This is a genomic window from Bacillus cereus group sp. Bc031, assembly GCF_027716265.1.
Lineage (GTDB): Bacteria > Bacillota > Bacilli > Bacillales > Bacillaceae_G > Bacillus_A > Bacillus_A paranthracis.
On record NZ_JAQFUL010000010.1, the window covers coordinates 83,549 to 97,603 of the forward strand.

The following is a 14,055-nucleotide window of genomic DNA, read 5'->3' on the forward strand; positions in this document are numbered from 1 at the left end:
TTGAGGTGAATATATGAGCTGGAAAGGTTTAGTAGCAGGTCTTGGCGTTGGGTTCGCAGCTGGTTATTTCGTTGCAAACAAAGTACAAGAACAATCCCATATTTCTTCAGAAAAAGCATTGAAAATGGTAAAACAAGCATTAAGTCATAAAGGTGAAATTACTGGCTCTTGGGTACATATGGTTCCAGAGACATTTGAAAAATATGATGTCGCGTATGAAGTGTATCGCGGCGGTCTTACAACGATGTTAAATGATATACAAGAACGATTTGAATTTTTAGTTGATGCTAAAACAGGTACTGTTTTAGAGGTTATAGCAGCATAAAAAGGAGGGTTCCCATTAGGTGAACCTCTTATTTTTTAATTGCAGATAGTGATTGAAATTATATCGGCGTTTTTTCGAATATATCGGCTGCAACTCCAAATATATCAGCGATTTTTGAAATATATCGACCGTAACTCAAATTATATCGGCGTTTTTTGAAATATATCGACTTACCGACAAAAAACGACAACAAAAAGGAGACTGCTCCAACAGACTGCTGGAACACCCTCCCATTTTTATGCTTCTATACCCGTTTTCCGTTCTATTTTTTCTACGATATGACCTTCCTCATTCCACTTTACTGCGCGATAATACGCGTCATGATAAAAAGTGAACCAAGCATCGTTTTCAGCACCATACTTCATCCACTTTTGCTTATTTTCAATCGATGTCATCGGATAATCATCATAAGCCATGACCCATAATACATTTTGATGGGCGTGCGTCGGCAATAGGTCTGCTAAATGCAGCATCGTTTCCCCTTTGCTTTCTAAAGCGATCACTGCGTGTCCGTCACTATGGCCTCCCGTATGCGCCATTTTTATTTCATCCGTAATTTCTATTTCTTGCTGAAACGTAACAACTTGGTCTACAATTGGCTCCCAATTTTCCTTCCAATATGTATTACGGGATCTAATATTTGGATTTCTCATTTCATTCCACTCTGTTTCACTTACATAAACTTTCGCATTTGGAAAATTTGGTACAAGTTGATCGCCTTCCCATTTCGTTAAACCAGATGCATGATCAAAGTGAAGGTGCGTCATTAAAACGTAATGAATATCTTCAGGCTTTAGTCCCAGCTTTTCTAAAAAATTCTCAACTGACGACTCTTCCGTTACACCTTGATTCCGCTTCATCTTTTCATTCAATTTACCATTTCCTATACCAGAATCAATGAGTATGTTGCCATCTTTCGTTTGTAAAAGTAACGGATCTGTTCGTAAATAAATATGATTTGTATCATTATGTTTATATTTACGTGACCAAAGTACTTTCGGTACAACGCCAAACATTGCTCCTCCATCTAAATGTGTGTTCCCACCTTTTAGCCACGTCACTTTTATATCTCCAACTTGTAACTGTTCCATTTTTCATCCCCCTTTTCTTACAATACTAACATAAAATTCTGATTATTTTAGACACAAAAAAAACCTATGCATTACTGCATAGGCTCTGTACGATATTTTGCTTCTACTCGGTAAATGCGATGACCTTTACTAGAGAATTTCTCTTCGTACTCAGTCATAATGTTACCTTCAAAGTCGCTGTTATGAAGATCTAAGCTTAAGTAAGTTAGTAACATACCATACTCCGCCATACTCATAAGAGAATATTCAAATAAACCTTGGTTATCTGTTTTGAAATGAATTTCTCCGCCTTCTACTAACACTTCTTCATAATTGCGTAAAAACGTTTTGTACGTTAAACGACGCTTCGTATGACGTTTCTTTGGCCATGGATCTGAGAAGTTTAAATACACGCGATCGATCTCACCTTTTGCAAAGAAAACTGTTAAATCTTCAGCATCTTTATTAATTAACTTTAAGTTCGGTAATTCTTCTTCAATTAATTTATCCAGTGCATCTACAACAACACTTGTGAATTTTTCAATTCCAATATAATTAATATGTGGATTGGCTTTTGCCATATCATACATAAAGCGGCCACGACCTGTACCTACTTCGATGTGAATGGGTTGCTCATTTCCAAACACTTCTTTCCAGTTACCAGCGCGCTCCTCTGGGTTTCCGATTACGATATGTGAATACTCATTAATTCGATCCATTGCATATGGTTTATGTCTTAAACGCATAGATGTTTCCCTCTCTTTACATAGCTATTTTAAAGGAATAATTCCTTCTTTCTGTTTTTAATCAATCTACCAAACAAAAAACCAAGTACGTACGAGCACTCGGTCCGTTTCTTTCAAGTATAAGATGTACCATTTTGATAAAAACTACATACAGCATTAAACATTCCATGACGAAACAGCTTTTTCTCTTACTTTTCTAAGAAGAGAAAAACAATCGAAAGGATGATCCGTTCATGCCAATTAATCAACAACATCAATTAGAAGTGCTGAAAGATATTTTAGTCAATCACCAAAGTGATTGTTGCGGGACAGTTTCTGAATGCGAGCAATTAGAGCGTCTCATTCAATCGTTACTCGCAAACGATAATATAAGTAGTGACGCTAAAGCAATGCTAAACGATGTATATTCTTATAGTCAATCGGGTAAATCTTCCTCTAATTTGGACAACCACATTTCCAATAATCAAGAACAACTTACTCAGTGGATTGCTGGAATGGACAATTTTTCTTAAGTATTACTCTGAAGCAAGTAGTTGCTGTAAATATTGATGCCAATATTCAGCTTCTGCTTGCTGTTTTTTTGTTGTATGCCATTGAATAGACAAAATCGTTTGTGCTATCACATACCATCTCATACGTTTAAGCAGCGATTCATCCATTTCAATATCATAGTAACCGAGCCACTCACTCCATTCTTGGCGCGGAATGTACCAATATAATAACATACCGAGGTCTAGAGCTGGGTCAGCAATTACAGCTCCATCCCAATCAATTAAAAACAACTCATCTTCATCCGACAATAGCCAATTGTTATGGTTTACATCACAATGGCATACAACGAATTCGTTGTATTCAATATCTTTTAATGAATCCATTAAATATTGAAGACCTTGTTGAATTGTTTCCTCATCCCTTATATCTCCTCTTAAAACAAGTTGCAGTTGTTGTAATAACTCTTGTGCGTGAAGCGGCTGCTTCCCAAGTCTCTGAATCATCTGCACAAGTGCTTTAGAGGAGTGTATTTTCTTCAAAAGTTTCGCAACACGTTCTAGTTTCATATCCTCTGGCTCTAACTTCTGTCCCGGAAGCCATTTTTGAGCAGAAATTACATCACCGTTCGTTACCCTTCTTGTCCAAAGTAATTTTGGAACAATTCCTTCTGCTGACAATACCGCTAAAAAGGGCGATGTATTCCGCTTTAAAAATAACTTCTGTTGTCCGTTTTGCGCAATATATGCATCGCCCGTTACTCCACCAGCCGGTACAAGACTCCACTCTTTTCCTAATAATTGTTCCAACCATTCCATATTCATTACCCGTTAACAAATCCTTATCTTTTATAGTTATGAAAAGAAAAACCGCAACATTTCTACACATGTTGTGGATTCATATATATTTTACTGTAAATGAAAAGAAAACTTGGCATAAGCCAAAAATTCTCTATTTTATTTTACAAAACCAGCCATAGAATGACAACTTATCAAAATCGTCACCTTTGTCAATTCTACATTTATTACATTCTCATCGTCAAGTAGCGATTTGTCACATTATCGTCAATATATACGTGCTAATCGGAGCGAGCCTAAGTTCCTTTCCTCTAAATGAAGAAATTGGCTCTATTTTCGCTTGCTTTTCGTTTACTAACACATGCCACGTTTCTTCTTTCGACAGTTGCACCGTTTTCGCTTCTAAACTGCTATTAAATAAAACGACAATTTCTTTCCACGGTCCAAATGACTCTACATTTTCTAAATGATATGCAAGTACTTCTGGAGATGTTTGCAAAAAAGTCATATACTTTTTTATTAGGTCTGCATTTTGTAACCGGAATGCTCCGTGCTCTTTACGAATCGCAATTAAACCTTTTATATAGTTAACGGTCTCTATTTCTTTCTCTTTTCGATCCCAATCTAATTGATTGATTTCATCATTTGCATTATAACTATTTTCATTTCCTTGCTTCGTACGATAAAACTCTTGCCCAGCATGTAAGAAAGGGATGCCTTGCGACAGAATCACCATTGCAGTTGCTAGCACGTGACGTTTTTTCAAAATCTCTTCCGACTCTTCATTACTGCGCATTAGTTTATCCCACATCGTCATATTGTCATGACATTCTACATAGTTAATGCTTTGCACAGGCTCTAGAAACAAACCTGTTTCTTTCATACTCAAAAGGCTTCCTGATGCAATATACTGCAAATGATTACAGTCTACATACCCACCAAATGCAAAACCACGTTTATTTATATGAAAGGTACTCCCTTTTATCCCATCACGAAATTGATCATTAAATTGCGCAATATGCGGCATTTTCTTTGCGTTATTTAACGTTGCTTTTTCCTCTAGAGGAAGTGGTGTTTGTAGATCCCATCCTTCTCCTAATAGCAGTGCATCTCGCTTTATGTTTCGCACTTCTTTTTCTATTATATTGATTGTATCAACATCTAAAATTCCCATTAAGTCGAACCGAAATCCATCAACATTGTACTCTGTAAGCCAATATAAAATAGACTCTACAATGAATTTCCTCATCATTTTCCGTTCAGATGCTATATCATTTCCGACTCCCGTCCCATTAGAGGGCATACCATTTTCACCATGACGAAAATAATATCCTGGAACAAGCTTTTCAAATGACGATAGCTCTCTTTCATACACATGATTATATACAACATCTATAATCACTCTAATACCGTGCTCATGAAATGTTTCAATCAGCTGTTTACACTCTACGATCCTGTTATACGGGTCAGAAGGATTTGTAGCATAAAATCCCGTTGGTGCGTTGTAATATAATGGATTGTAACCCCAATTATACGCAGAGGAAGGGTTTGCCTCATCTACACCACCGAAACAATATAAAGGTAATAGTTCAACATGTGTAACACCTAAATCTTTTATATGAGACAAACCTGTTAACGTCCCATTTTGTCCTGTTGTTCCTTCTTCCATTAGCCCTTTATATGTTCCTTTTTTACTCACTCCACTATTCGGATGAATAGTAGCATCACGAATATGCAGTTCATACAATATGGCGTCTGTCATTGCTTGTAAAGGTGGTAATTGCCCTCGCTTTGTTACATTCGTCTTTTCCAAATCAATAACAACGCCGTACTTCCCATTTACAGTCACTGATTTTGCATAAGGATCCACAGCTTCGTTCCATATTAAATTTATACAAACAAGAAATGTATACTTTTCTCCGGCTAAATCGCCTTGTAATGTATGAGCCCATACCCCATTTTCTTCTCTGTGCATTTCGTGATCGGTATATTCTTTATCACTTTTATAAATTCTTACTTTCGCAAGCCTCGCAGTTGGAGCCCATACTTTAAATGTAGTTGCTTCCTTTTGGTGTACTGCCCCTAAATCTGTACCTTCGTAATAATACTTTTCATCGAAAATCGCTGTTCTTATGACAGCACCTATTTGTAAATCTGTTTCTTCATTCCGTTCATCTCGTACTGTATAATACTTCCCCACATCTAGCGGCTCTTCTATAAAGCACTCATACTTCGTTGCATCCGGAAGCGCAATTGTATGAGCAATCGGTAAATCTTTCACGTTACTTCCTTCTTGCAAACGAAATGTCCGACTTGTTCCATACGCATGTGGGAGCAAAATTGTAATTTTATTCATTTCATCTAAATAGGCATCAAATGGACGTTTTACTTTCAACATAAAAAAATCACCATCATTCTTAAAGTTAAAATGAAACGAGCTGCAAATGATAAGGCTTTTCTTATCAGCGAAGCCCTATACAGTAACACATTGTTCTTTATAGTATATTCACCTGTATAAAAAACGTTTTCATACATTCTATTTTTGTAATTTTATTTCAGCAATTGCTTTATATTTCAGTGTCTCCTTTACGTGAGATTCGTATAAAGTAATCGTATCCGCTTGAAATGATATTTCAGGCACTTCCTTTATATGTTCTAAATTAAACTTTTCTTCTCCTACCCATTTACGTGCAACAGTAATATGCGGATGATAGGGGCGTGTTTCTAAAGAAAATCCATTCTCTTCACACATAACATGTACTCGCTTTTGCAATTGAAACAAATCTTGATTTTCGCTTACCTTTGCCCAAAAAATACGCGGCCTGTCTTCCATACCAAACGTTGAAAATCCTTGTAATGTGAACGATAGTTCTTTCATTTGTATAAGTGTTTGTAATCCATTCTTTATTCCTTCTAATTGTTCCTCTGTCGCACTACCTAAAAACGAAAGGGTAACATGATAGTCTTCTTTATGTACCCATGAACGAAATGGTAATTCCTCTTGCATTTCCTCTTTATAGTTAGACAGCATTTCTTTTATATGATTTGGTAACGTAATCGCGACAAAATAATGCAGTTCCATGTACATCTTCTCCTTCTTTCTATTGTTGCTTTTCTTTCTTATCTCATTCCATTAACTTCCCTACAAGTCTAACCAAGTTCAGGTCGCGTTAATAGATGAAATGATATCGACATTTCGACAAGGAACATCTGCTTACCAACAAACGACACGTAATAGAAAACCGTCCCAAAGAATGTATCGGGACGGTCTTTTATTATTTATATATCCATTACTTCGCTAATTCATAAATTGCTTGCGCGTAAATTGCTGTTGCTTTTAATAAGTCTTCAATTTCAATATACTCATCTTTTTGATGCGCAAGTTCTTCTTTTCCAGGGAACAATGGGCCAAATGCAACACCAGCTTTTAACGAACGAGCGTAAGTACCACCGCCAATTGCTAATAGTTCTGCTTTTTCACCTGTTTGTTCTTCATATACGCGCTGCAACGTACGAATTAATACGTGGTCTTTATCAACGTGATGCGGACGAGAGTTTGAATAATCAGCTACTTCAAATCCATGAGTACCCACATATTCTTTTAACTTTGCAATCATTTCTTCAAAGTTAGTCGTAACTGGGTAACGTACGTTTAATCCTAAATTGCCACCATTTTCTTTCGTATAAGAAAGGCGACCAACATTCACTGTTAACGGACCACTAATATCGTCTTTATAAGAAATACCAGCTTTCTCTCCTAAAGTATCTCCTGTAAATGTTTCTGTTGCAAACGATACAAACGATTCCCCTTTTCCATCAAGAGCAACTTTCGTTAAGAAGTTTGCCAGTAATAAACCTGCATTTTCTCCTTTTTCAGGAGTAGATCCGTGAGCTGAAATTCCTTTAATTTGCAACGTTACTGTATTACCTTCTACAATTGCTTCACCTATTTTTTTAGCAGTTTGTAAATACTCTTCATATGCTACTGTAAGTGCATTTACATCTTCTCCTGTAACAACCGCTTCTGCAAAATCAGGAACCATATTTAAACGGCGACCTGACTCAAATGAAACAAGTTCATATGTACCTTTATTCTCTTCACTACCATTTTGCACAACTTGTATATCAGAAATTCCTTTTTCTGCATTAATAATTGGAAAGTCCGCGTCTGGCGCAAAACCGATTGTTGGCATTTCTTCGTTTTTAAAGTAGTGATCTACACATTTCCAATTGCTTTCCTCATCTGTTCCTAAAATCATACGAACATGTTTTGAAAGAGGTAAACCTAATTCTTTCACAATTTTCATCGCATAGTAAGCTGCCATCGTTGGGCCTTTATCGTCAATTGCACCACGTGCAAAAATCTTCCCATCACGAATATCTGCACTATATGCAGGAGTCGTCCAGCCATCTCCTTCTGGTACAACATCAACGTGACAAAGAATACCTACTAATTCTTCTCCTTGTCCCATTTCAAGATGACCTGCATACCCTTCTAAATTTTTAGAAGTAAAGCCTTCCGTTTCTCCTTTATGTAACATGAAAGATAAAGCTTTTTCTACACCTTCACCGAATGGTGCGCCCTCTTTCGCCGATTCTTCTTCCCATACACTTTTAATTTGTAAAAATTGTTGTGTATCACGAATTAAATCATCTTTTCGTTTTGCAACTTCTTCTGTCCAATTAATTGCTGACATCACGCATCCATCCTTCACTATATTGTTTCTTTCATCATAACAAACCGAAATCTCTTATGCCATATACGAAAACCAAATACCGAACAATTGTAATATTTCAGATATTTCTTATTAGTTTTTCTTTTATTTTTTCAAAAAAATTTGCAGGAATTTGGCGTTTTACGTAGAATTTTATGTGTTAGTTGACTGACCATATATACAATGTCAACTACCAATATTTTTCTATATGAATATTTGTTAAATTTCTGTAAAATTTAAGTAGATTAAAGCATGAATTTTATCATGTAGAGTACAATGGTAGTAACGACCTTCTTTCCTGAATGGGGTCAAAAAAAACTAGTAGAGGAGTGGTTTTCTCTTGAAACCTACAACTACTCGTATGCTAACACGCATTAAATCAATTTATATGTACATCAATGAAAACGGAACGGTAACGACGAAAGACCTTGTAGATGAGTTCGGGATCACACCGCGAACGATACAACGTGATCTAAATGTGTTGCAGTTTAATGAACTCGTGTATAGCCCTTGCCGCGGTAAGTGGACAACAACAGGAAAGAAAGTGAGAATGACCTCATAACGAAAAATAATTGTATGTAAATAAATACATACCCCTTTCTAACTCATTAGAAAGGGGTCTTTTCTGCACCTAAAAATAGCACTATTTCTCAGTATCTACTTGATATGTTTTTAACATCTCTACTTCTTCATCTGTTAGCTCTCGGTATTGTCCAAGTTCTAGCTCTTCATCTAACACTAACGGTCCCATCTCTGTTCTCTTTAAGTAGACTACTTTTTTCCCTACCGCTTCAAACATACGCTTCACTTGATGGAACTTTCCTTCTGTAATGACAAGCTCGATTTCAGAAATATCATCGCTTTTTAATATTGTAAGTGCACCTGGCTTTGTCTCATAGCCATCATCTAAAATAACACCTTTAGCAAACTCTTTTACATCCTCTTCCGTTACTACTCCTGCAACGTGTGCATAATATTTTTTCGGCACATGCTTTTTCGGAGATAACAATTGATGTGATAACTTCCCGTCATTTGTTATTAATAAGAAACCTTCTGTATCAATATCAAGTCTTCCCACTGGGAACGGATTAAAAATCGCATCTTCTAACTCTAATAAATCTATTACCGTTTCATGATTATCATCTTCTGTAGCTGAAATAACGCCTTGTGGTTTATGCATCATTAAGTAGACAAACTCTTTATATTCCACGACTTCACCGTGAATCATAACTTCTTGTTCTTCTACATTTACATGAACCTTTGCATCTTTCACCGGTATTCCATCAATTTTCACAACGCCGTCTTTCAATAATTTCTTTACTTCTTTTCTACTTCCATATCCCATATTTGCTAATAATTTATCTAATCTCATGTTTTTCACCTTCTTTATTTATCATAGAAAAGGGGACGTAATTACGCCCCTTTTGATTTCAACTTTATTTTAAATCTATTGCCAAGTTTACGTTGGATTTTCTCTAACGCTTCTCCGCCGAATACTCTTTCAAGTACTCCTGTGCGAATTGCTAACAATCCGTAAACGAGACCGCCAAGACCTGCACAAATCGCAACTGTAATAAGAGCGCCAACTCGGCCATCCGGCGAAATCATGAAGGATAGAACCCATTGTGATAGTTTTACGACCACAACCATTACAAATGTTAATACTGCAATTTGGAACGTTCTCTTATATACAACACCGAATGAATAGTGTGCGTATTTTTTAATTTGTTGATTTGTGTACCAAACAGAAGCTAAGAAACCAATAGCTGTTGCTAGAATCGCCCCTACTGTACCGAAATAACGAATAAAGATTACGTTACATACAAATTTCAAAATAACACCCATTATAAGTGCGATAATCGCATGCTTTTGTTGGTTAATACCTTGCAGAATTGCCGCTGTTACTGTAAATAAAGCAAATAACAACGCAACCGGTGCATACCACATTAATACTTGTCCACCTAATGGATCTGAATCGTAAAATGCAGTATAAATCGGATAGGCAAGTGATGAAATACCGACAACTGCTGGCAATGTTAAGAACATATTTGCCTGGAATGTTTGTGTAATTTGTAACTTTAAATAACGGTATTGCTTTTCAGTAAATGATTTTGTAATCGCTGGTACGAGCGTTAAACTAAACGCTGTCGCAAGTGATACAGGAATCATAATTAATTTATGCGTCCACATTGTGAAAATACCGAGCGCTCGCTCTGCAATATCACCTTGGCCAATCGCTTGCATAATTGAGTTAAATGTCAATGTATCAATTTGTTGATATAAAGGAATTGTTAACCCAATTACAACGTAAGGAATCGCATATGCAAATAATTCTTTAAATAATTGAACAGTACTCACTGTCGATTCTGGTACAGTTTGTTCAATTAAATATTGATCCAAATGTTTTTTACGTTTTAGCCAGTACCAAATGAGTACACCGAGCGCTCCAACTGCTGAAACGAATGCAGCAAATGTCGCTACCCCAACTGCTGTTGCAACTGTACCACCAAGTACTTTAATAACGATAAAACTACCCGCTAATAAAAAGACGATACGAATAATTTGTTCAATAATTTGCGAAACAGTAGTTGGTCCCATCGATTGGTGACCTTGGAAATAACCACGAATTAAACTCGCTGCCGGCACAACAATAAGCGCAAAACTTACAAGACGAATAATCGTCGTAACTTCTCCTATATTACTGTGTACACTTTGTTTACCAAGCATTGCTTCTGCAAACAACGGCGCCGTCATGTACAGTACTAGGAATGAAAGAACTCCTGTTACTATCATCATAACCATTCCCGAGCGGAACATTCTCCGGCTCGTTTTATAATCGCCAAGCGCATTATATTTTGAAACGAATTTTGAAACAGCAAGCGGCACCCCTGCCGTTGCAATACTTAAAAAGATCGTATATGGAATGTATCCATATGTATAGAGCGTTCCGCCTTCTGTCCCTACTAATGCATGAAACGGAAAGACGTAAATCATGCCTAAGAACTTCACTAAAAATGTCCCTAACGTAACGATAAGCGTTCCGCGCAGAAATTTCGAATCGGACATACAAAAATCCTCCTACATCTACATAAAGTGAAACTTTAATCAGTGGGGTGTTCTTCCCCACTGATTATTAGTTGAACCAATCGGGCATTTAGGGGCAGTTAATCTCCCACCTACTTCTTTGACCTAAGCAAACTTTAAGGTGGGAGCCTTACTGCCCGTTAATGCGGGGTAAAGTGAAACTATAATAAATTGAACTATTCGAGCATTCGAGAACTATTAGACTTCCCCTAACTCTTAAGGTTTTAGTCCTATGGCCCACAAATAGCAGGATAGTGCTGAACTCTAACTTTTGTATTGTACCACAATTCTCTCCTTAAGCAGTACTTCACTCTATTTTTCTTTTAAGGGAAAACATGCTATTCTTTTAGGCAGGAAATGTAGAAAATGAGGTCGATATATTATGCATTATGATGTTATTGTCATCGGCGGTGGGCCTTCTGGGCTAATGGCTGCAATCGGTGCTGCAGAAGAAGGCGCAAGCGTCTTACTTCTTGATAAAGGAAATAAACTAGGGCGTAAACTTGCGATTTCTGGTGGCGGCCGCTGTAACGTAACGAACCGTCTACCACTTGATGAGATCGTTAAACATATACCAGGAAATGGCCGCTTCTTATACAGCGCTTTTTCTATTTTTAATAATGAAGATATTATTACATTCTTCGAAAATCTCGGTGTAAAATTGAAAGAAGAGGATCATGGCCGCATGTTCCCTGTTTCAAATAAAGCCCAATCGGTAGTAGACGCACTTTTAACACGATTAAAAGATTTAGGTGTAAAGATCCGCACGAATACACCTGTTGAAACGATTGAATATGAAAATGGTCAAACGAAAGCAGTCGTACTAAAGACTGGCGAAGTGCTAGAAACAAATCACGTCGTTATCGCTGTTGGCGGAAAATCTGTTCCTCAAACTGGTTCTACTGGAGACGGATATGCTTGGGCAGAAAAAGCTGGTCATACAATTACAGAATTATTCCCAACAGAAGTACCAATCCTTTCAAACGAACCATTTATTCGAGACCGTTCACTGCAAGGACTTGCTTTACGAGACGTAAACTTAAGTGTATTAAACCCGAAAGGAAAGGCTATCATTTCTCACAAAATGGACATGCTCTTCACCCATTTCGGCCTATCTGGTCCTGCTGCCCTTCGCTGTAGTCAATTCGTTGTAAAAGCACTGAAAAAGTTCAAAACGAATACAGTGCAAATGAGCATCGATGCATTGCCAGAAGAAAATAGTGAACAACTATTCCAGCGCATGCTGAAACAAATGAAGGAAGATCCGAAAAAAGGAATTAAAAACGTGTTAAAAGGTTATGTTCCTGAACGTTACTTCCTATTCTTATTAGAAAAAAATGAAATTGATGGCAGCGAGCAAGCTGGACAAGTTTCTCACGAGAAGATTCGTGCACTTGTGAAAGACTTTAAAGAATTTACTGTAAATGTAAATGGTACGCAGTCAATTGAAAAAGCATTCGTTACTGGCGGCGGTGTATCCGTTAAAGAAATTAACCCGAAAGAAATGTCGTCTAAATTCACGAACGGCTTATATTTCTGCGGGGAAGTTCTTGATATTCACGGTTATACTGGTGGCTATAACATTACATCTGCTCTCGTTACTGGTAGAATTGCCGGAACAACAGCTGGAGAAAATGCAAAAATGCAATATTAAACTGAGAAACAGGGATTCCTGTTTCTTTTTTTATAGGTACATGAAATTATATCGGCGATTTTTCAAATATATCGACTTACCGACAAAAAACGACAAATATCCCCTCCCCTTAACTTCCCAGTGCCTTTTTATTGCTTTATATACCTTAGTAGCTTTATATTTTATATTGTTGAATATTTGAAAAAGGGTAAGGGGAAATCATATGCGAAAAAAAGTCATGATGTCTTTAATGCTAATGACGTTTCTTTCTGCTGTAGAAGGAACGATTGTTAGTACAGCGATCCCTCGTATAACGAGTGATTTATCCGGCGTTGAACTTGTTAGCTGGGTTTACGCAATTTACATGCTTGCCACAGCGGTTTCAACTCCAATATACGGAAAGCTAGCTGATTTATTCGGCCGTAAAAAAGTTCTACTCATCGGAGCTACAATCTTTTTAGTCGGCTCTGCACTTTGCGGTGTCGTTACATCGATGGAACAACTTATCGTCTTTCGTGCCCTTCAAGGTTTAGGTGCTGGTGCTGTCATGCCAATTACTATGACAATCATTGGTGACTTATATGACGAAGCGAAAGACCGCGCAAAAGCACAAGGATGGATAAGTGCTGTTTGGGGTGTCTCAGCATGCCCATCAACTTAAGAATTTTCACTACCCCCAAGTGACAAAAAACGTTATTCTTTCTAAAAAGCTAGCTAGAAAGGGTGACATTTTTTATGAATCTTTCGATTCAAGATGAATTACAACTATTTTCTGAAGAACTGTATCGTCATTTAACCCCTTCTCTTTTGGAAGAACTCGCAAAAGAATTAGGTTTTGTAAAAAGAAAACGAAAGTTTTCTGGAAATGAATTAGCTACCATATGTATTTGGGTAAGTCAACGTACAGCGAATGACTCGCTTGTTCGACTATGCAGTCAATTACATGCGGCCACAGGCACTCTTATGAGTCCAGAAGGACTCAATAAACGCTTTGATAAAAAAGCGGTTGAATTTTTGAAATATATTTTTTCGGCATTATGGAAAAGTAAAATCTGTGAAACATCGGCCATTTCAAGCGCGGCGCTCACGTATTTTCAACGAATTCGTATTTTAGATGCAACGATTTTCCAAGTACCAAAACATTTAGCCCATGTATATCCTGGATCAGGTGGTTGTGCACAAACAGCGGGTATCAA

The 14,055-nt window shown here is 37.2% G+C and carries 12 protein-coding genes and 2 pseudogenes; 6 read left to right on the forward strand and 8 right to left on the reverse strand.

The window, feature by feature from the left end; genetic code table 11:
* Window positions 1-13: 13 nt before the first annotated feature.
* Window positions 14-325, forward strand: coding sequence for a PepSY domain-containing protein (locus PDQ33_RS06475; RefSeq protein ID WP_000118540.1), 312 nt, complete (start codon window positions 14-16; stop codon window positions 323-325).
* Window positions 326-561: 236 nt separating this feature from the next.
* On the opposite strand, the gene PDQ33_RS06480 is transcribed toward PDQ33_RS06475, so the two are convergent.
* Window positions 562-1,416: a YtnP family quorum-quenching lactonase gene (locus PDQ33_RS06480; RefSeq protein WP_270755072.1), complete on the reverse strand. Its 855-nt coding sequence runs from the start codon at window positions 1,414-1,416 to the stop codon at window positions 562-564.
* Between the two features lie 71 nt (window positions 1,417-1,487).
* Complete coding sequence (trmB, locus tag PDQ33_RS06485; RefSeq protein ID WP_001239380.1) at window positions 1,488-2,141, reverse strand: tRNA (guanosine(46)-N7)-methyltransferase TrmB; 654 nt, start codon at window positions 2,139-2,141, stop codon at window positions 1,488-1,490.
* A gap of 233 nt (window positions 2,142-2,374) precedes the next feature.
* Between trmB and PDQ33_RS06490 the strand changes: the two genes are divergently transcribed.
* Window positions 2,375-2,653 (forward strand): YtzH-like family protein, encoded by a 279-nt coding sequence (locus tag PDQ33_RS06490; protein WP_001122234.1) that lies wholly within the window; start codon window positions 2,375-2,377, stop codon window positions 2,651-2,653.
* Window positions 2,654-2,656: 3 nt separating this feature from the next.
* Here PDQ33_RS06490 and PDQ33_RS06495 read toward each other — a convergent pair whose 3' ends face one another.
* The 4 genes from PDQ33_RS06495 to pepV form a co-directional block, all read right to left on the reverse strand.
* Window positions 2,657-3,454, reverse strand: coding sequence for a phosphotransferase family protein (locus PDQ33_RS06495; RefSeq protein WP_001055736.1), 798 nt, complete (start codon window positions 3,452-3,454; stop codon window positions 2,657-2,659).
* A 229-nt stretch (window positions 3,455-3,683) separates the two neighbouring features.
* Window positions 3,684-5,825, reverse strand: a complete 2,142-nt coding sequence (pulA, locus tag PDQ33_RS06500) for a type I pullulanase (protein ID WP_061132032.1) — start codon at window positions 5,823-5,825, stop codon at window positions 3,684-3,686.
* A 138-nt stretch (window positions 5,826-5,963) separates the two neighbouring features.
* Window positions 5,964-6,509, reverse strand: coding sequence for an RNA 2',3'-cyclic phosphodiesterase (gene thpR, locus PDQ33_RS06505; RefSeq protein WP_270755069.1), 546 nt, complete (start codon window positions 6,507-6,509; stop codon window positions 5,964-5,966).
* A 208-nt stretch (window positions 6,510-6,717) separates the two neighbouring features.
* Window positions 6,718-8,124, reverse strand: coding sequence for a dipeptidase PepV (gene pepV, locus PDQ33_RS06510; protein ID WP_270755068.1), 1,407 nt, complete (start codon window positions 8,122-8,124; stop codon window positions 6,718-6,720).
* Window positions 8,125-8,482: 358 nt separating this feature from the next.
* Between pepV and PDQ33_RS06515 the strand changes: the two genes are divergently transcribed.
* Window positions 8,483-8,704 (forward strand): DeoR family transcriptional regulator, encoded by a 222-nt coding sequence (locus PDQ33_RS06515; RefSeq protein WP_000805512.1) that lies wholly within the window; start codon window positions 8,483-8,485, stop codon window positions 8,702-8,704.
* Between the two features lie 81 nt (window positions 8,705-8,785).
* Here the strand turns inward: PDQ33_RS06515 and PDQ33_RS06520 are convergent, their stop codons facing one another.
* Window positions 8,786-9,514 carry a pseudouridine synthase gene (locus tag PDQ33_RS06520; protein WP_001234931.1) on the reverse strand — a complete coding sequence of 243 codons (729 nt, stop codon included), beginning with the start codon at window positions 9,512-9,514 and terminating at the stop codon, window positions 8,786-8,788.
* 41 nt (window positions 9,515-9,555) lie between these two features.
* Window positions 9,556-11,208: a putative polysaccharide biosynthesis protein gene (locus tag PDQ33_RS06525; protein WP_270755065.1), complete on the reverse strand. Its 1,653-nt coding sequence runs from the start codon at window positions 11,206-11,208 to the stop codon at window positions 9,556-9,558.
* A 400-nt stretch (window positions 11,209-11,608) separates the two neighbouring features.
* Here PDQ33_RS06525 and PDQ33_RS06530 point away from each other — a divergent pair, with 400 nt between their 5' ends.
* From PDQ33_RS06530 to PDQ33_RS06540, 3 genes and pseudogenes are all read left to right on the forward strand, one after another.
* Entirely contained in the window at window positions 11,609-12,880 is a 1,272-nt protein-coding gene (locus PDQ33_RS06530; RefSeq protein ID WP_000558878.1) for an NAD(P)/FAD-dependent oxidoreductase, read from the forward strand.
* A 202-nt stretch (window positions 12,881-13,082) separates the two neighbouring features.
* Window positions 13,083-13,502: pseudogene (locus tag PDQ33_RS06535) on the forward strand (MFS transporter); the annotation flags it as partial.
* A 92-nt stretch (window positions 13,503-13,594) separates the two neighbouring features.
* Window positions 13,595-14,055: pseudogene (locus PDQ33_RS06540) on the forward strand (IS4 family transposase); the annotation flags it as partial.

Coding starts and splice junctions, on each gene's coding strand:
- trmB (WP_001239380.1), bottom strand. CDS start 2,141: ATGCGTTTAAGACATAAACCATATGCAATGGATCGAATTAATGAGTAT.
- PDQ33_RS06520 (WP_001234931.1), bottom strand. CDS start 9,514: ATGAGATTAGATAAATTATTAGCAAATATGGGATATGGAAGTAGAAAA.
- PDQ33_RS06490 (WP_001122234.1), top strand. CDS start 2,375: ATGCCAATTAATCAACAACATCAATTAGAAGTGCTGAAAGATATTTTA.
- pulA (WP_061132032.1), bottom strand. CDS start 5,825: ATGTTGAAAGTAAAACGTCCATTTGATGCCTATTTAGATGAAATGAAT.
- PDQ33_RS06475 (WP_000118540.1), top strand. CDS start 14: ATGAGCTGGAAAGGTTTAGTAGCAGGTCTTGGCGTTGGGTTCGCAGCT.
- thpR (WP_270755069.1), bottom strand. CDS start 6,509: ATGGAACTGCATTATTTTGTCGCGATTACGTTACCAAATCATATAAAA.
- PDQ33_RS06480 (WP_270755072.1), bottom strand. CDS start 1,416: ATGGAACAGTTACAAGTTGGAGATATAAAAGTGACGTGGCTAAAAGGT.
- PDQ33_RS06530 (WP_000558878.1), top strand. CDS start 11,609: ATGCATTATGATGTTATTGTCATCGGCGGTGGGCCTTCTGGGCTAATG.
- PDQ33_RS06525 (WP_270755065.1), bottom strand. CDS start 11,208: ATGTCCGATTCGAAATTTCTGCGCGGAACGCTTATCGTTACGTTAGGG.
- PDQ33_RS06495 (WP_001055736.1), bottom strand. CDS start 3,454: ATGAATATGGAATGGTTGGAACAATTATTAGGAAAAGAGTGGAGTCTT.
- pepV (WP_270755068.1), bottom strand. CDS start 8,124: ATGTCAGCAATTAATTGGACAGAAGAAGTTGCAAAACGAAAAGATGAT.